The sequence below is a fragment of the Candidatus Paceibacterota bacterium genome (assembly GCA_041663045.1).
Classification (GTDB): Bacteria; Patescibacteriota; Minisyncoccia; order Phycocordibacterales; family GWA1-40-21; genus Bog-1340.
The window spans coordinates 104,544-121,577 of record JBAZRH010000002.1 but is presented as its reverse complement, the minus strand read 5'-3'; the positions used below and the strand labels follow the sequence as shown (position 1 = coordinate 121,577).

17 protein-coding genes are annotated in these 17,034 nt (G+C 38.9%); 10 read left to right on the top strand and 7 right to left on the bottom strand.

Annotated features, from left to right (window positions below; translation table 11 throughout):
* The first annotated feature begins 2 nt into the window (after nucleotides 1-2).
* The 3 genes from WC631_02765 (at nucleotide 3) to ruvC (ending at nucleotide 2,685) form a co-directional block, all read left to right on the top strand.
* Nucleotides 3-1,250: a GTP-binding protein gene (locus tag WC631_02765; GenBank protein MFA6227371.1), complete on the top strand. Its 1,248-nt coding sequence runs from the start codon at nucleotides 3-5 to the stop codon at nucleotides 1,248-1,250.
* Nucleotides 1,247-1,810 carry an adenylyl-sulfate kinase gene (gene cysC, locus WC631_02760; protein MFA6227370.1) on the top strand — a complete coding sequence of 188 codons (564 nt, stop codon included), beginning with the start codon at nucleotides 1,247-1,249 and terminating at the stop codon, nucleotides 1,808-1,810. The genes WC631_02765 and cysC overlap by 4 nt, the downstream gene beginning before the upstream one ends.
* Before the next feature lie 392 nt (nucleotides 1,811-2,202).
* Nucleotides 2,203-2,685, top strand: a complete 483-nt coding sequence (gene ruvC, locus WC631_02755) for a crossover junction endodeoxyribonuclease RuvC (protein ID MFA6227369.1) — start codon at nucleotides 2,203-2,205, stop codon at nucleotides 2,683-2,685.
* 336 nt (nucleotides 2,686-3,021) lie between these two features.
* Here ruvC and WC631_02750 read toward each other — a convergent pair whose 3' ends face one another.
* The 3 genes from WC631_02750 to WC631_02740 form a co-directional block, all read right to left on the bottom strand.
* Nucleotides 3,022-3,243: a hypothetical protein gene (locus tag WC631_02750; GenBank protein MFA6227368.1), complete on the bottom strand. Its 222-nt coding sequence runs from the start codon at nucleotides 3,241-3,243 to the stop codon at nucleotides 3,022-3,024.
* 287 nt (nucleotides 3,244-3,530) lie between these two features.
* Nucleotides 3,531-4,571 (bottom strand): Holliday junction branch migration DNA helicase RuvB, encoded by a 1,041-nt coding sequence (gene ruvB, locus WC631_02745; protein ID MFA6227367.1) that lies wholly within the window; start codon nucleotides 4,569-4,571, stop codon nucleotides 3,531-3,533.
* A 330-nt stretch (nucleotides 4,572-4,901) separates the two neighbouring features.
* Complete coding sequence (locus WC631_02740; protein MFA6227366.1) at nucleotides 4,902-6,584, bottom strand: ATPase, T2SS/T4P/T4SS family; 1,683 nt, start codon at nucleotides 6,582-6,584, stop codon at nucleotides 4,902-4,904.
* A 256-nt stretch (nucleotides 6,585-6,840) separates the two neighbouring features.
* Here WC631_02740 and WC631_02735 point away from each other — a divergent pair, with 256 nt between their 5' ends.
* The 6 genes from WC631_02735 (at nucleotide 6,841) to WC631_02710 (ending at nucleotide 12,645) form a co-directional block, all read left to right on the top strand.
* Nucleotides 6,841-7,107, top strand: a complete 267-nt coding sequence (locus WC631_02735; protein ID MFA6227365.1) for a hypothetical protein — start codon at nucleotides 6,841-6,843, stop codon at nucleotides 7,105-7,107.
* 156 nt (nucleotides 7,108-7,263) lie between these two features.
* Nucleotides 7,264-7,656: a hypothetical protein gene (locus tag WC631_02730; protein MFA6227364.1), complete on the top strand. Its 393-nt coding sequence runs from the start codon at nucleotides 7,264-7,266 to the stop codon at nucleotides 7,654-7,656.
* Between the two features lie 122 nt (nucleotides 7,657-7,778).
* On the top strand, nucleotides 7,779-8,213 hold the full coding sequence (tsaE, locus tag WC631_02725; protein ID MFA6227363.1) for a tRNA (adenosine(37)-N6)-threonylcarbamoyltransferase complex ATPase subunit type 1 TsaE: 435 nt from the start codon (nucleotides 7,779-7,781) through the stop codon (nucleotides 8,211-8,213).
* 17 nt (nucleotides 8,214-8,230) lie between these two features.
* Nucleotides 8,231-9,058: a hypothetical protein gene (locus WC631_02720; protein ID MFA6227362.1), complete on the top strand. Its 828-nt coding sequence runs from the start codon at nucleotides 8,231-8,233 to the stop codon at nucleotides 9,056-9,058.
* 12 nt (nucleotides 9,059-9,070) lie between these two features.
* On the top strand, nucleotides 9,071-11,503 hold the full coding sequence (locus tag WC631_02715; protein MFA6227361.1) for a DNA polymerase: 2,433 nt from the start codon (nucleotides 9,071-9,073) through the stop codon (nucleotides 11,501-11,503).
* Between the two features lie 389 nt (nucleotides 11,504-11,892).
* Entirely contained in the window at nucleotides 11,893-12,645 is a 753-nt protein-coding gene (locus WC631_02710) for a hypothetical protein (protein MFA6227360.1), read from the top strand.
* 362 nt (nucleotides 12,646-13,007) lie between these two features.
* Here WC631_02710 and WC631_02705 read toward each other — a convergent pair whose 3' ends face one another.
* Nucleotides 13,008-13,238 carry a hypothetical protein gene (locus tag WC631_02705; protein MFA6227359.1) on the bottom strand — a complete coding sequence of 77 codons (231 nt, stop codon included), beginning with the start codon at nucleotides 13,236-13,238 and terminating at the stop codon, nucleotides 13,008-13,010.
* 103 nt (nucleotides 13,239-13,341) lie between these two features.
* On the opposite strand from WC631_02705, the gene WC631_02700 reads away from it, so the two are divergent.
* On the top strand, nucleotides 13,342-14,391 hold the full coding sequence (locus WC631_02700) for a reverse transcriptase domain-containing protein (protein MFA6227358.1): 1,050 nt from the start codon (nucleotides 13,342-13,344) through the stop codon (nucleotides 14,389-14,391).
* Nucleotides 14,392-14,701: 310 nt separating this feature from the next.
* Here WC631_02700 and WC631_02695 read toward each other — a convergent pair whose 3' ends face one another.
* The 3 genes from WC631_02695 to WC631_02685 all read right to left on the bottom strand — a co-directional run bounded on the left by WC631_02695 (nucleotide 14,702) and on the right by WC631_02685 (nucleotide 16,921).
* Entirely contained in the window at nucleotides 14,702-15,760 is a 1,059-nt protein-coding gene (locus WC631_02695; protein MFA6227357.1) for a trigger factor, read from the bottom strand.
* A gap of 281 nt (nucleotides 15,761-16,041) precedes the next feature.
* Nucleotides 16,042-16,287, bottom strand: coding sequence for a hypothetical protein (locus tag WC631_02690; GenBank protein MFA6227356.1), 246 nt, complete (start codon nucleotides 16,285-16,287; stop codon nucleotides 16,042-16,044).
* 28 nt (nucleotides 16,288-16,315) lie between these two features.
* Nucleotides 16,316-16,921, bottom strand: a complete 606-nt coding sequence (locus WC631_02685; GenBank protein ID MFA6227355.1) for a hypothetical protein — start codon at nucleotides 16,919-16,921, stop codon at nucleotides 16,316-16,318.
* Nucleotides 16,922-17,034: the final 113 nt, after the last annotated feature.

The following is a 17,034-nucleotide window of genomic DNA, read 5'->3' as shown; positions in this document are numbered from 1 at the left end:
TTATGGAACACAAAGAACTTGTAATTATTTCGACAGCGGGAAGCGTTGATGATGGAAAGTCCACATTAATAGGTAGGCTTTTATATGATTGTGACTCTATTTATCAAGATGTCTTGAAGGATCTTAAAAAATATAAAAACAAGGATTCAGCAATAGATAATCTGGCATACCTTACAGATGGTCTCGAAGCAGAAAGAGAACAAGGTATCACTATCGATGTTGCATACAGACATTTTACCCATGCTGACAGAAAGTTTTTGCTGGTAGATGTCCCAGGTCATGAACAATATACTAGGAATATGATCACCGGTGTATCGAGGGCAGATGCCGTTATTATTATAGTTGATGTTACTTTAGGCATTTCTATTCAATCAAAGAGACATTTTTTTATTGCAAGTATGATGGGCGTTAAGAACATTATTTTTACAATAAATAAGATGGATTTGGTTGGCTATAAGAAAGAAGTCTTTGAAAGAGTCAAAGACGATTTGGAAAGATATTCAAAAAGATTGAAAATCTTCAATTGTATTTATATACCAATATCTGCAAAGTATGGTGATATGGTCGTAAATAGAGGGAATAATCTGAAGTGGTATAAAGGGAAGACTCTAATAAATTATTTGGATACTTTCACTTTAGATTCAGAAATAAGACCAAAAGATTTTCGCATGCCGGTGCAGTACGTTTTAAATGAGTCTGGGTTTAGGGGTTATGCTGGAAAGGTGGAGGGTGGGGAACTAGGAAGTGGAGATGAGATTGTAATTGTTCCGTCCATGAAAAGGACTCGTATTAAAAATATCTACGTTGGATTTGATAAAGTAAAGAGATGTTTTAAAAGACAGTCAGTATTGATATCTGTAGCTGACAAAATCGATATTAGTCGTGGGGATATGTTTATAGGTACGAAGGACTCCATCAAGCAAGCAAGTATTTTAGATGTAATATTATTTTGGTTTGATGAAAAGGATATAAAGAAAGGTAATGGTTTTATTTTAAAAAATAACACAAAGGAAGTTAGGGGAATGATTAAGAAAATCGACTATATTGTTGATATTAAGAATAATAGTCATATTAAAACGGTTAAATTCATAAGACAAAACGATATAGCGAGGGTTACTCTAGAGCTAAATTCTGACGTTTTCTTTGATAGCTATGAGAAAAATAAGAATACAGGGAGTTGTATCATAATAGATGATATTACACACAATACTATAGGAGCGTGTATTATATTGGATAAAAAAGAAAAATGAATAAGAAACAGATAAAATATAAGAAAAAGTTACATAATAAAAAGGCCGTGTTATGGCTTACTGGTTTACCAAGTTCTGGAAAAAGCACAATCGCTGACCGTCTTTTTGAAATCTTAAGTAAGGGAGGATTGAAAGTTCAGAGACTAGACGGAGATATCTTTAGAAATTATTTCGGCAATAATTTGGGCTTTAATAAAGCAGATCGTGATTTTAATATAAAGACAGCAGCATTTATTAGTTCTATTTTGGAAAAGCACAAAATATTAGTTATTGCGTCTTTTATAACACCATATTCTCATCAGAGAGACATTGTCCGTAACATTTCAGGGTCTTTTATCGAGATTTTTATAAATGCTTCTCTAGACACTTGTATAAAGAGAGATGCAAAAGGTCTTTATAAGAAAGCTATCGCAGGTGAAATTAGAAATTTTACGGGGATATCGGACCCATATGAGATCCCAGAGAACCCTCATTTAACAATTAACACAGAAGAACTAAATATAGAAGAATCTGTTGATAAAATTATTAAGTATTTGTTAGATAATAAGCATATATATTAATCTATTGTATTATGTTTTCTGTATGGTATATTTTTAATCAGAAGCATCTTAAACGCACTTAAACAAGAAGGAGAGTCTGTATGAAACTGATAAAAATCAGAAACGGTTTGGTTTTTGCAAGCGGTATTCTTTATAGAATCTTTGTCGTCAGCTGCACCGCGTTGTTCTTTTATATTGGAGTAGTCCCCTTGATTAATCGGTTTGGACCAGTGTGGACGGCTATTTTATGGGGAATTATAAACACAGGTCTTTACTATGTTTATCATTTCACGTTTTTAAAGCTCTTCAAAATCTATAAGAAGGACTGAATAAAGCGGTACGGAGGATTTGCTCCGTACCGCTTTTGTCTTAATCTTTTCGCTTTTCTCTTTTAGTTTAGCTATAATTAACTTATGAGAATAATAGCGATAGATCCTGGATACGAAAGAATGGGAGTGGCTGTGATAGATAAAAATGGGCCGAAGGAGGAGCTTATCTTTTCGGAGTGTTTTAAGACATCTGCGAAAATTGCACACGAAGAACGTCTCAGACTTATCGGCACAGAAATCGAAAAAGTAATAAAAAAGCACAAGCCAAGTACGATGGCCATTGAAAACTTATTTTTTAAGACAAATGCAAAGACGGCTATGCATGTTTCCGAAGCAAGGGGAGTGATGCTTTATGAAGCTTCAAAAAATGGTCTTGAAGTAAAAGAATTTTCGCCAGTCTCAATAAAGGTAGCGGTGACAGGGTATGGCAAGAGTGAAAAGGGGCAGGTGACAGAGATGGTCAAGCGCCTCATAAAAATAAATAAAGATATAAAATACGACGATGAATTTGATGCTATTGCTGTCGGTCTTACATATTTTGCCACAAAGGGAGGTCCAAATAGTTGACATACAAGATTTCTCGTGTAAGATACCTATCCAGACCGTACAAATTTAAGGAGATTATAAAGATGACAACTTCAGTTATGGAACCGCCGAAGGGCATGGTTAGCGAAGGTACTATTTGTGGTATCGGTGTTGGCGATGTACATTTATGCCCTCGCGACAGAAAGACTGTCTGGACGATTGTAGGATTACATCGGCTGGGTTGTGGAACGATGACTCTTGTGGCTAGAAACACGCAAGGGATTCACGTGCCATTTCATCCAGTTTATTTTCAACCACAATCAAGGCATCACTAAGGTGTCAACAAAAGACTCGAGCCGTATGCTCGAGTCTTTCTTTTTACCAATCGTCTGAAGTTCTGAAGTCTAACTCACTCAATTCTTCATCATCTTCTTCCTCTTCTTCAAGGAGTTTATCTTCATCTTCAAGCCCCGTAGGGGATTCATCATCAAAAGCTTCTAATACTCCATCAGAAAGTGCTGCTGTAGTTTTCCCATCAGTTTCCTCCGGCTCATTTCCTACAACTTTTTCTTCTTCATCTATTTTTTTCCTTCTTGCCATAATAATTAAGAATACTTAAATTTATAACTATTTTTACCCCTCTTCAGAGGTATTTTTGTATATTGTCTAATTTTTAAAAAATTTTGCAAATAGGGCGAGCTGTGGATAAGTTTTTACATTCTACTCTTTCATATCTGCAAGTCTACGACCGAGTATTTTCTTTTTTGGAGACTCTCGGAGCCAAAAATGCATGGTTTTTCATTCTGATGAAAAATTTTTGGCGAGAGGGAACAAGCCGAGTCGCAGGACGAGGCTATGTGTGCTCCAAAAAGGAAATATGAGGGAGTCTACAAAAGTTTAGAAGATTTTTTAATATTTAAATGCTTCCTCGCCCTGTCAGTAATAATCCTTCCTCGCGGGGTGCGTTCTATAAAACCGAGTTGTAAAAGATATGGTTCGTAGACATCTTCTATCGTGGCTTGTTCTTCTGAAAGTGCAGCCGCCAAAGTATTGAGTCCCACTGGCCCGCCATTAAATTTTTCTTCTATTACAGAAAGCATGGCTCTATCTGAAGTGTTTAGTCCTACATCATCTATTCCTAGCATCATAAGAGCTTCTCTCACCATTTCATTTGTAAGCTTTTGTCCTTTGACTTGTGCTAAATCACGGCCTCTTTTTAGGAGGTAGTTGGCAGTTCTGGGTGTAAAACGGCTTCTCTTGGCGATTTCTTGCTTGGCTTCTTTCTCTATTTCCACTTTTAAGATTTTTGCCGATCTTTCTATGATCTTTTCTATCTCTTCGTTTGTATAGAATTCAAGTTTGAAAACCCCGCCAGAAAAACGTGAGCGAAGAGGGGCGGACAACAAAGCAATACGAGTAGTTGCGGCAATCAAAGTGAAAGGCGGAAGCTCAAGCTGTATTGTGCGAGCACTCGGACCCTTGCCTATAATAATATCAAGCGATCCGGACTCCATGGCTGGGTATAGCACCTCCTCTATTGCTTTGTTGAGACGGTGAATCTCATCTATAAAGAGGATATCACCTGGTGAGAGGTTTGTAAGTATAGATGCGAGGTCACCAACCTTTTCAATCGCAGGCCCAGAGGTTGCTTTGAGTTGTGCGCGTGTTTCGTGTGCTATAAGGTGGGCGAGAGTGGTCTTTCCGAGCCCGGGAGGACCATAAAAAAGTAGATGTTCAGGAGGATGTTTCCTCTGTGAAGCAGCAGTAAGGAGAATTTTAAGGTTTTCTTTGATGTTTTTCTGACCGATATAGTCTTCCCATTTATTGGGTCTAAGTGTTTGATCAAGAAAATTTACATCACCATTTTTACGACTAATATCCTGGCTTTTTTCAGAATTTGCGATTTTATCTTCATTTTTGCTTGACATAATACTTATTTATGCTATACTGTCCATAGAGCCTGAATGACAGGCTTTTTTCCTGCCACTATTCTGTAATTTGAAAGTTCAAGTTGTAAATCTCTAAACAATTATGCTCTACGAGCTTACGAGTTTTTTTTCAAGGACGTTTTGGTTTATTTCTTCGGAAATACTGCTGAGGTTATCCTTAAAGACTAATTTAACTTTTTACCGCCAGGTTTAAAGTATTGTTTAGAGATTTATGTCTTGAACTATCAGCCTCGCCTCGTGCGAGGTTTTCTGTTTTCTATATTATTCTCGTTTAAAACTTTTGCAAGTGCCAAAAAACTTAAGACACAACTAAGTTCTTTCTTCAAGATCGATGACTCTAGACAGTTCATCAAAAGTACTAACTCCACGAAGGATTTTTAGAACGCCATCTTCTTCCATGTCCAAAATATTCTGTGGTTTTGCTGCGATTTTAATGTCTCTGTCACTTGGATTACCAGTGATAATTTCTTCTACGGCTTTTGTTGTGAGTATTGCCTCGCAAATAGCAACTCGTCCTTTGTACCCGGTACCATTACACTTTTCGCAACCTTTCGCGTCGTAAACTTTTTCTGTTTGTATACCTTCTAGATATGTCTTGTCGTTTATCCCAGCTACTGTACGGGCAATTATTTCTTTTTCTTTTTCATTTGCTAGTCTTTCTTGCCTACAGACAGGGCAAAGTCGGCGAATAAGCCTTTGAGCCATAGCGACATTTATGGCCGAGGAGATGATTTTAGGATTTACTGCTAGATCTATAAGTCTAGGGAAAGCTCCTGCGGCGCTATTTGTGTGAAGGGTAGAGAAAACCAAGTGACCAGTGAGGGCAGCATTTATAGCGGTACCAGCGGTTTCCGCATCTCTAATTTCTCCAACCATTATTACGTCAGGATCTTGTCTTAGTGCAGAGCGAAGGCCAGCAAGGAAGGTATAACCCTTGTCTTCCTCAACTTGAGTTTGCACAATACCGGCTAAGTGATATTCAATCGGGTCTTCAATTGTAATGATCTTTATATCTTGAGAATTTATTTTTCTCATGAAGGCATAAAGCGTTGTTGTTTTACCGGAACCTGTCGGACCTGTAATAAGGAGCATGCCATCTGGCTTTTGGATTTGTCCTATAAGGACATCCAGGGTGCGTTTTTCAATACCAAGCTCTTCAAGAGGAACAGAAATAGATTTCGGATTAAGTAATCGCATTACTATAGATTCATTGTATGCACCTGGAAGTATAGAAGTTCTGATTTCTATTTCCAAGTCTTTCACTTTTACGCTAAAGCGACCGTCTTGAGCTTCCGATTTTATATTAAGTTTGAGTCCAGAAAGTAATTTAATTCTTGAGAGGAGAAGTGTGTACGTTGCAAGATCGAAACTGAGGACATCTATAAGCACACCATCTAGTCTAAATCTCATTCTCACATCTATTTCTTCTGGTTCTATATGAACGTCGGACGCCCCGAGTGCAAGCGCGCCAGCTAGCATTATCTCCATGATTTTTGAGACTCTATAAGCTTGTTTTATTCCGGTAAGTTCACCCGTGAGATTTTTTACATCTATAATCTTTTTTATCTTGTCCATGAGAGCGACTACCTGATCATTTGAAATATCAAAAGTGCCGGCTTTGCTTTCCGATGCATAAGAAAGATCTTTATATCTTGACCATGCTTTCTCCAAGCTCGCTTTTGAAGTCATATGTAGGGTGGGATAGTATCCGTCATTTTCAAGTATCTTTACAAGAGCCTGAGTTTTTTCATTCTGTGGGGAGAGGACAGCCACCTGGATCTTTTTTGCTACCGCATCAAAGACGGCGAGATTCGCCACACGAGCTTCTTCCTCACCGACTATTCTTAGGGCGTCAGAATTGATAGCAATAGGACCAAGATCAAGATAGTTGAGACCATATTTGCTAGCTAGAATTTTGGAGACATCCTCTTCTTCTATTTTTCGCATCTCCTCCAGACGCTTTTTTTGCTTTTCTTCATCAAAGTCTACCATATGGGAATATAATACCATTTTAAGGGCTTTTTCTCCAAGTTTACAGTGACGAAATTATGTGCTTGACAGAAAGTCTATATGGGTGTATAATAGCAGAGGATAAGAAAAGCTTCATTTAACTCAATGAAAGGAGAATAAAATGAAAAAGCTTATAAGTTTGCTCGTTGTCGTGGTAGTAATTGGTTTTGGTTCGGGGTGTGCGACCTATTTCATGCCGGGGACTGATACGGTGTCACTCAACAACTACTCGACGCACATGCTTCGGGTTAAGGAAAGTGGTGTCGTGATCGGGTACATCGCCCCAGGGGAGACATGCAATCGGTATCCGATTTTCTTGGGTTATGGCACAGAGATGTCATACACTCTCGAAGTGGTGCGGGCGGTAAACGGTAAGATTACCGTTGTGTATGGAAGTGACCCAATAAGGGTTTCCTTGCAGAACAGCTCTTACCACCGAGTCTTCAGTTTTGTAGCGCGGGATAACCCGTACCAACCAGACACAGACAGTATCATCGTGCAGTGAGTGAAAACTACACACAGAACTCCATCTTGCTTCGGCAGGATGGGGTTTTCTTTTGTCTGTTTTCATGGTTGACAAGCCATAATTGACTTGGTATAATGGGAGTAGATAGGGAATTGTGTATTTTACACAAACGAGCAAAAGCTCGGAAAGGAAATTATGAAAAAGTTGATTCTGTTGGTCGTTATGGGGATTTGTAGTCTGGTAGTGTTCACCGGTTGCAACAGTGATGGTGATCGAGAGAGGGACAATCCAGAGTACTATAATTCTTACAGACATAGTGCTCCCGTCAGTGTTGATATTGATAATCAGTCGGGCTATGTATGCGGTGTCTTTAAAGGTAAAGCAGAATACCTGCTCTATCAGCCCGGTGACAGAATACCACTAAATGACTATCAGGTCTTTGATGGCGAGAACATTACTATCACCGTTTGGTGGTTAGAAGATCAGGGGGGTCAGCTGGTAAAGGTCCACGAAGAATTTGCTGTTGTAGACAATAGCTATCAAGTATATAAGTTGGTGATCAGCGATGGGCTGTATCTATACCACTGAATGAGTTTTTGTGTTGGAGGCGCGCTTTGCGGAAGCAAAGCGCGCCATTTCTTTTTCCCGTCTAGAAGTCGTATCAATTAAGACTGACTGCTTCTAACGGGATTTTATGATAAAATCAATAGATGAGAATTGTTAGTAAAAGTCTTGCGGAGACAGAGAAAATAGCCAAAGATTTCTTAGATAAAATCTCACTTTCCTATGGGGATAGTGCTATGATCGTTGGTTTATATGGAGATCTTGGTTCTGGGAAGACAACATTCACTCAAGCATTAGCGAGAATATTGGGCGTTAATGAAATAGTCACAAGCCCGACATTTGTTATTGAAAAGAGATACACTACAGGAAGTGGAAAGTTTTCGAGTCTTATACACATAGATGCATATCGCCTAGATTCATCGAGAGAGATGCTTGCTCTCAATTGGAAAGATATATCTAGAAATCCTCAAAACCTTATTTTTATAGAGTGGCCAGAGCGAATTTTAGACATATTACCAGAAAATCACTTAAAGATATTTTTCAAATCTATTTCAGAAAGTGAAAGAGAAATAGAAATATAATCTGATATAATATTTGTATGTTAAACGACAATAGAAAAACTCTTCCAAACGACAATCCTTTTGATAAAAGAAGACTAGCCGAAGAAGCTAGAAGGGATAGTGAAAATATTAGAAAGGCTCAGATACAGAGGGATAAGAGCACCTTGTCTTTACAGGTTGGTAATAGAAAACAAGAATTAGAACGTCTCAAATTAGATTTAAGGAACAGAGAGACGAAGCTAAATGGTCTGCGAAACAATATCGCTTTATTCAAGCGAGGTATTTTGGAATTAGAAACAGAGATAAACAGGGGAGAGAGTGAGATTTTATCTTTGAAATCAAAAGCAACCTCACAAGTAAGAAATGTCGGTGTGCCAAAAGCTGATCTTGATAAGGTCAGAAGGAAAGTTGAATCAGCTAAAAATGAAAGGCAGAGAGAGGAACTAGAGCTTAATCGTGAAGAAATACAGTCTAGTGCTGTAGCTAAACGTATTGCAGATTTAGAGAGAGAATTGAGTATGGCTAGATCGGAGTTTGAGAGGTTAAAGAGAGATATAACAGATAAAGAAAGAGACTTGGCGACAGAGGAATCAGAGATAGAAAGACTGGAAGCAGAATACAGAAGTGAGGAGGCAGAAAATAGTAGGAAGATTATGCCAGATAAGACAGTGGGCAATTTATTTTTGACAAAAAATAAAGATCTAGAGAGATTAAAATCTGATTTAATTGCAAAAGAAAGACAAAGAGATAATTCAGAAATGGAAGATAAAACATTGGTTGGAGAAGTTGATAGATTAAGATCTGCAATCGCTGATAAAGAGCGGGAAATAAACGCTTTAAATACCAAGATATCACAAATTAGATAAAGCTTAAGGTAGATGCCTGCGAAAAAAGAAAAAAATAAAAAACTGGTACTCCTTGATGTTCACGCTATCATTCACCGTGCATATCATGCGCTTCCTGAATTTGCCACAAGCAAAGGCGAGCCAACAGGCGCTCTCTATGGTCTTTCCACAATGCTTTTGAAGATTATCTCTGATTTGAAACCAGATTATATCGTAGCCTGTTATGATCTGCCAAAGCCGACATATCGCCATGAAGCATACAAAGAATACAAAGCCGGCAGAGCAAAGGCAGATGAAGAGCTTGTCTCGCAACTAAAAAAATCTTACGACATCTTCAATGCATTAAATATCCCAGTCTATTCAAAAGAAGGTTTTGAGGCGGATGATATGATCGGCACTATTACGGAGAAAGCAAAAAAAATAAAAGATTTGGATATTGTGATCGCATCCGGAGATATGGATACGCTTCAGCTCGTCTCTCTTGAAAAAGTGCGAGTCTATACTTTGAAAAAGGGGATTAAAGATACGATTATTTATGATGAAAAAGCTGTGAGAGCAAGATTCGGTTTTGGGCCAGAGCTTTTGCCGGATTATAAAGGTTTGAGAGGCGATCCGTCCGACAATATTATCGGAATAAAAGGTATTGGTGAGAAAACGGCAAGCGATTTGATACAGAAATTCGGCAGTATTGAAGATATTTATAAAAAGCTGAAGAAGGGCAAGACAGCCTTTATCGAAGCTGGAATAAAAGAGAGAATTGTCGGTCTACTTACAGATGGTGAAGAAGAAGCGAACTTTTCCAAAATGCTCGGGACTATCAGACGCGATGCACCGATCGACTTTAAGATTCCCGAAAAGACATGGAGTGCAAATGTCGATTTTGATAAAATCTCGGCTGTCTGGAGTGATCTGGAATTCAGAACTCTCGGCCCGAGATTGGCAAATATCTTGAAGAGCGAAGGGCAGGGCGGGATGGATTTCGGATCACTTGGAGGCGACGCCTCCAAGTTGGAGGGGGAGCTAACGGGAGGGATGGTGGAAAAAGTGATGGATAAAGCAGATGAAGAGAAATTAAAAGAGCTTGGCGTACAGCTTTGGCTATTGAATTCTAATATTACGAATCCAGCTCTTGAAGATATTTATAATTTTACAAAAGCAAAGGATTTGGTAAGTGCAGAGAAAATTATCAAAGAAGAATTGCAAAAAAAGGAATTGGTGAAAGTTTGGGAAGAAATAGAAAAGCCGATAATCTCTGTCATAGATGAAATGCAGAAGAATGGGGTTAAGATTGATGCAGACGAGCTAAAAAAGCTTTCGACAGATTATCACAAAACACTTTCTGGTCTGGAAAAGAAAATCGTAGAATATGCCGGCGGGGAGTTTAATGTGAATTCACCAAAACAGCTTGGTGAAATACTTTTTGTAAAGCTCGGGCTTAAGCCGAAGAATCAGAAAAAGACGGGGACTGGTGCACTTTCCACAAAGGAAAGTGAGCTTGAGAAAATGCGAGATATGCACCCTATTATTCCGCTGATTTTTGAATATAGAGAATTACAGAAACTCCTTTCTACATATATAGATGTCATACCGACGCTTTTGGATTCAAATAACAGGCTTCATGCGAAGTTTTTGCAGGCGGGGACTACCACGGGGCGACTCGCATCTTCAGATCCGAATTTGCAAAATATCCCCAACTCGAGCGAGCTTGGCAGAAATATCAGAAAAGCTTTTATTGCCGAAAAAGGTTTCAAACTTCTTGCTTTTGACTATTCGCAGGTGGAGCTTCGTATCGCCGCTTTTCTCTCGGGCGATGAAAAGCTTTTGGAAATTTTCAGAAAGGGGGAGGATGTGCATACTGTTGTAGCCTCTGAAGTTTTTGGTGTATCGGCAGACAAGGTAGATAAAGATATGAGGAGAAAAGCCAAAGTGATCAACTTCGGAATAATGTATGGCATGGGTGTGAATGCACTAAAAGCAAATCTCGGCTCCACTCGTGAAGAAGCGCAGAAATATCTCGACGAATATTTTAATAAGTTCAATGGTCTTGCAAAATATTTGGAAAATACAAAAGCCGATGCCGAAAGAAAAGGATATACTGAAACTCTTTTTGGCAGGAGAAGATATTTTGAAGGATTGCGTTCAAAGCTTCCTTTTATCCGAGCGATGGCAGAAAGGATGGCGATAAATGCTCCGATACAGGGGACAGAAGCGGATATTGTGAAGCTTGCAATGTCTAAAGTAGATGAATATTTGAAAAAAGAAAGTCTCACGGAAAAAGTGAAGCTGATTCTCCAAGTGCATGATGAGCTTGTCTATGAAGCGGACAGTAAAATCATAGAAAAAATAGTTCCAAAGATAAAAGAAATAATGGAAACTCTCGTGCCAAAAGAGAAAACTCTTGGTGTGGTATGCAAGGTGGATGCCTCGGTGGGGGATAATTGGAAGGAGATGAAGGGGTTAGTTTAAAGTCGAAAGTTTATAAAGTTATAAAGGAAATACAAGAGGCGGGGTTTGCCTTCGGCAAACCCCGCCTCTGTCTGTCATCCTCGCGGATGCGGGGATCCAGTCTTATTTACGGGCCACTTTATGTTACTTCGCAAAAGTATAAAACCTAGCAAATTAGCCGTATTTTATCAAAAACGCCTATTTCAGCTTGACATAAAGACTCAAAGGGTGTATAATACCCGTGGACTAAAAAAGTACCTTTAAAAGAGGAATAAGGTGAAAAAGTGAGAAAAAGAAGTTTGCCACAGAGGAAAATTTTGAAAAGAATCAAAACTCAAAATTTTCCTCTGTGGCAAAGGCATACCGCTTGAGCCCAACAGAAAAGAATAAAGATAAGAAAGGAATTCGTCATGGCAACAATTGTCACAGGCGAAATGTCGGTCAAGCTCGGAAACCAGTTCGCGGAGATTCAGCGTCAACTGTATCTTCAACGGGGCGGGTATCCGTATGATCCGGAGATGCTTAGTAAGCATCTTCAGTTGGCGATTGAAGGGAAGTTTGTTGATATTGCGACACAAGTCGCGGTCGGCAACAACCTCTCCTTCGCCATCGGTCTCGCCGAACACCAAGCAGATAAGCTCTTCGGCTACAAAGCGAATATCGCAGAGATGTTTGCTTTGCCGGAAGTCCTGCCGTGGAAGGAAGTCATCGCGATTCTCCAACCATCCGGCGTGGACAACCGTCAAGCCGTGAACAGCCTGCAGAAATACGGTCTGTCCAAGGCGTACGAAGAAGTGGACGTGAATAAGTATAAATATCACGAAGCTTCCGACAAACCCAGACTGTTCCTCATTGAACGCAATCCGCGTCCAACGAAGAATACAATGGGCAAGTCACCAAACACTCTGGTGAAAACCGGTCGTCTCTGGCTTCCCCTCAAGGTATACGCTCTGGCATTCGGACAATACTACGAAGCCACGAATCAGTACCTTGATCCGGAGACTTGGACATGGTTCCCGACGGAACGCCTTTCGGACGGCGAGGTGGCTTACGGCTACTGGAACCCGTCCGATCGCAATGTCAGGTTCCACTGGATCAACGCCGGCGGCGAGATCGACGGCATGGGTGCGCGTGAGGCAATTGAGGTTCCCCTTAAACCTTAATTCTCTCTCCCTTCACCCTTACTCCGGCACAAAGCAATGAAAGTTGCTTTGTGCCGGTTTTTTTATATAATAAAAATGGCTGTTAAGCCGGCTTTGTTAAAACAGAGATGACGGTTTGCCAACAAAAAGAAATTGCTTGATATTTTTTATACTATGCTCGCTCTACCGCGGGAAAACTCAGAAGGTCTTGTAAAAGACTTTCGGTGATACGGACGGAAAATATCAAAATACCCTTTCGGACGGCAAGGTGGCTTACGGCAACTGGAACCCGAACAATCGCAATGTCAGGTTCAACTGGAACAACGCCGACTACGAGAACGACAACATGGGTGCGCGTGAGGAAATTTCTCGCAAAACCTGCCTTAGGCAGGTTTTGCGTTCATATAGTTTATCCACCCACTAGCCATTTTTGATATTTCCACTATTTGCGCAGAAAATCGCAAATATGTCTCGTCATCCAAAATTTTAAGCTCATTTTCTGTTCGTATAAGATTTTGCAGGAGACCGACTTTTATCCTAAGTAATACCAATGGAGGTATTTTCAAAGCTTCTTTTTTATAAGCTGATTCTATGGATAACGATAAAATATCCATACAAACTCTTTCAATGATTGCGTGAATACCAAGTTTATCTCTTTTTGAGAGCTTTTGGCCAAAGACATATAAATCTTTGTGTAGTATTCTTATATTATGAATAATGGGAGTTTTGCGAACACGTGCGGGGGGGGGGCGTCATAGTTGTAGTTTTTGTGATGTAATATCTATTAAAAATTTATTAAAGGCTTGGCGGAAGTTTTCTAAGGGCAAAAGGTCAAAAAAAGAAGTGGCTGATTTTGAATTGAATCTTGAAGAAAATATTTTTTCTTTGCATAGCGAGCTGTCCACTTTTCAGTGGAAGCCCAGACCATACTTTGCTTTCAAAGTTTGCGATCCAAAACTTCGCGAAATACACAAGGCGGATATAAGGGATATGGTTTTATATCAAGCCGTGCATCAGGCATTATATCAGATTTTCAATCCTATTTTTATTTTTGATTCATATTCTTCACGAGAGATGAAGGGAACGCATGCGGGGGTTAAAAGATTTGAGGAGTTTGCGAGGAAAGTTTCTGGGAATTATACGAGAAGCGGATATGTATTGAAATGCGATATAAGAAAATTTTTTGACAATATAGACCACAAAATACTTCTGGATTTGATATGCAAAAAAGTGGGGGATAGAGATTTATTGAACTTAATTCAGAAGATTGTCGGCTCTTTTGAAAAGGAAAAAGGCAAAGGTTTGCCACTTGGTAATGTTACAAGCCAGCTTTTTTCAAATATCTATCTAAACGAATTAGATCAGTTTATAAAACATAGACTTAAGGCCAGATATTATATTAGATATTGCGATGATTTTGTTATTTTAGCTGATAATCTTGAGTTTTTGAAAAGTTGCCTTGTAGGAATACAAGATTTTTTCAGAGAAAAACTCTTGGTAGAGCTACATCCTAGAAAAATAAGTTTGCGTAAGATTATCTCAGGGACGGATTTTCTAGGGTATGTTTCTCTTCCGCATTATAGGGTTTTGAGGACGAAGACGAAGAAAAGGGTTTTGAATAAGCTAGTTAAATTAAAGGAGGATTTTGATAAAGGTTTGGTTGATGAAAAGTATTTTAAACAGGCCGTCCAATCTTATTTGGGTATGCTTAAGTATTGTAATGGAGAGGGGATAAAAAGGCAGATAGATAAAATACTGGGGGATTGAGACTGGATTGCTTCGGATTAACTCGCAAAGACGGAAATTTCTGCCGTAAGCGAGCGAATATCACCATTTTTCATCATTGCCGAGAACCCCAAGTAAAATCAAAGAGCTGTTTAGAAAAATCAAGTTGTTTGAGACACATTCTGATGTGGCGAGTTCTTGATTTTTCGTATAGAACAGCGACTATGATTTTCTTTGGGGTGAAGGCACACTGATGAAAAATGGTGATATGAGGGAGCTTTTATTTTACGGATTCAAGAAACTCCCCCCGAAAAATTCATCAGAATGAATCTCGGGGCAGGCTAGCTACAAGCTATTTGGCTTCCTCAAGAAATTTCCAGACTTTAGCGTTTATTAATTGCATTTCAACATAGGCTCGGGTTCTCTCTGGATCGGCACCTTTATAATATTCTACGAGATGCTTCGTCTCTTTTTCTACCATATCTTTGTCGGCCTCAAGCTTTTCATTCGTAGCAATCTGATGCAAAACTATTTGCAATTTTGCTCTTTTTTCGGCATCCGGTCGCCATTCTTTTTTCAAATCATCCCAAGTTTTCTTAATATGTTTCAAATAATCTTCCGGTTTCAAACCCATTTTTGAAATATCATCTTCAAATTGCGCCTGCATTTTGAAAAGCTCATTTTCCACGAGAGCTTTCGGCATTTCTATCTTTGAGTCTTCTATAACTTTCTCAACTATCGTCAATCGCTTTTTGTCTTTTGCCTTAAATTCCTTTTCTTTGGCGATATTTTCTTTGAGCTTTACTTTGAAATCTGCAACATCTTTGAAATCGCCAAGTTTTTTTACGAATTCGTCATTTATTTCGGGGAGGGGGAGATTTTCGCCTTCCTTGTGTTCCTCGCCCGGCTTATGTGAATGATTCTGCTCGGCATACATTTTTCTTATCTCCTCAATCGTGTCATTTATCTGCTTTTCTGTAACTTCTTCAATCTTTTCTTCTTTTGAATTTTCTTTTTTGGCGATTTTCTTATAGTCGGCAAGTTTTACTTCCGGCATTGTGGAGACTTTTATCTTGAATTCAAGCGGGGCACCGATAGCGATTTTTGATATTGTAATATTTGGACTACCAAGAAGAGAGACTTTTGACTCGGCGATTATCTCTATGGCGCAGTCGTTTATAGCCATCTCACCAGCGTCTTCCAAGATGCCGATCTCGCCGATCTTTTCCTTGAGCATGGCTTCAGGGACCTTGCCTTTTCTAAAGCCGGGTAATTCAGCGACTTCTTGTATTTTCTTGAAGGCTTTTGCTTTATAGCTTTCAAGATTTTCGGCTGAAATCTCTGCTGTTATCTCAACTTCGCAATCCGGAAGCTTTTTTGTATCTACGATTTTATATATTTTCTTATTCATATTAAAAATGAGTGTAGCTGAAAATCGGAAAAAAAGCAAAAAAGTTAGCGAGCGAGGATTTATAAATATTTTTGCTGTGGGGGAATCTGTAAGCGAGCGAATATCACCATTTTTCATCATTGCCGAGAACCCCAAGTAAAATCAAGGAGCTGTTTAGAAAAATCAAGTTGTTTGAGCTGTATTCTGATACAGCGAGTTCTTGATTTTTCGTATAGAACAGCGACTATGATTTTCTTTGGGGTGAAGGCACACTGATGAAAAATGGTGATACGAGCGAGCTTTTATAGATTTTCTATTCCATCGCCTAGATTATTTAGATCTGTCGACGAGGCCTCGATGAGTAAAGAATCTATATCCTTTGTTACAGAAGTAGATTGCGTAACCGTATTTTTCATCGCTTCAAATTGTCTCTGCTTGTTTATTCTCTGGGTGTAGAAGTAGAACCCCCCAGCGATAAGGACAACGATCACGATTATAGCTCCTATTATCGCCCCCGAACCATTTTTATTTGTATTGTTTACATCCATATTATTATCTTATTGTCTTTTAATGAAGTTATTGATTGTTTGTTGATGTAGAATTTGAAGTCGATTCATTTTGCTCAGCCCCATCTCTTTCATTTGCAAGATTCATTTTAAGCGACTTTATTACATTTACTATACTTGCATGAGCCGCCTTTATCGCTTCCTTGGTCTTCTCGCTTTGTATCTTCACGGAATCTAAAACAACTCTCTTTTCTTTTCGTGTGATTGTGGCGGTTTGCGATACTAGATTTTTGAGTGTGTCATATTCTGTCTTTGCTTTTGCGATTGTTACTGTAGATGATGCAAGAAGTGATTTTTCAACCTCTATATCTTTACCAGAATCACTAATTCTTGTGATAACCGCACTAGTTTTTGCTGACAGTCTGTTTAAGTTTATAATTGCAACGTCAAAATTCCTGATAAATTTATCTTGAGCTGTCTCTATTATCTTTTCAACTCTTTGCTCAAGGTTATTTCTCTTTTCTTGAACAGCTTTCATTTTATTAACCGCATCGTCTATTGCTTTCTTTATATTTTCTCTAGAAGTTTCATTTGACGATATTGTAGAAGCGTTACTTATCATGGCGTAGCCACTTAAAATTAGTGAAATTGTTATCACTACCAATATTTTTTTCATAGTCTTATTTAGATTTAAGTCTTATAATCAGGATTTTTACAGTTAAATTATATTCCATATATTAATAAAGTCAAACAAGAGATAATAAAAGGTGGGGCGCTTCGCGCCCCACC